This window comes from Protofrankia sp. Cr1, assembly GCF_963555865.1.
Taxonomy (GTDB): Bacteria; Actinomycetota; Actinomycetes; order Frankiales; family Frankiaceae; genus Protofrankia.
The window spans coordinates 1-962 of the sequence record NZ_CAUVXO010000664.1; the positions used below are offsets into that span (position 1 = coordinate 1).

The window sequence follows — 962 nt, forward strand, 5'->3', positions numbered from 1 at the left end:
ACAAGCGGCGACCGGCGACCAACGCATTCGCAACAATAGCGTCGGTTCCGCATGTCGGCCGTCGGTTCCACATGTCGGCCGTCGGTTTCGCATGCCGGCCGTCGGTTTCGCATGCCGGCCGTCGGTTTCGCATGCCGGCCGTCGGTTTCGCATGCCGGCACAGCCATGTATCGGTATGTCGACGTCGACAGCGGGGACAGATCATGAGACAGAGAACCTCGGCCAGAATCATCACGATCTCCGCGGCGGCGCTCGCCGCGATCTTTCTCCTCGTGCTGGGCTTCAGCGCTCTGGGCTCATTCGACAAGACCGACGGTGGAGAGATCGCGGTGGTCCGCAACGGCGGTCCGTTCGACAACCACAAGATCAGGCAGATCATCGACCCCGCCTCGGCACGGACCTGGGTCGGGCTCTACTCCGACAGTCACAAATATCCTGCCCAGCAACGTTTCTACACCATCACCGCGAAGCCGGACCAGGGCGACCGCGCCGGTGAGGACGTCGTGCGGGTGCCGTCCAAGGACGGCGTCGAGATGGGCATCGAGGGAACTCTCTACTTCTCCCTCAATCTCGACCACCAGATAATTCGTACCTTCGACGACAAGTTCGGCACCCGCAAGTTCCGATCATTCGTCGACCACAATGACTACAGCCCTTACGATGGAATTCAGGGCTGGTCGGCGTTCCTCGACACCATAATCCGACCGGTGATCGACAACGACCTGCGGGAACAGGTGAACAGCTTCGGCTGCGCCGAACTCGTCTCCAGCTGCGCGCTGGTTCAGCTCGGAGCGAACCAGGGCGCCGGTAACGCCGCCCTTCCGACCGTCCCACAGGCGTCGAACAACGCCAACATCACGAAAGTACAGACAGCGATCAATGAATCACTGGCTCGGGACCTCACCGACACCCTCGGCGCGCCTTTCCTCGTCGGGCTGAAATTCAATCTGGTCCGCATCACG

General features: G+C 61.6%; 1 protein-coding gene. It reads left to right on the forward strand.

The genetic code is table 11. The features are described 5' to 3' along the window. Positions 1-203: 203 nt before the first annotated feature. Positions 204-962 (forward strand): SPFH domain-containing protein (locus tag U9980_RS27625; RefSeq protein ID WP_322770614.1); only part of this gene is annotated, 759 nt, incomplete at its 3' end.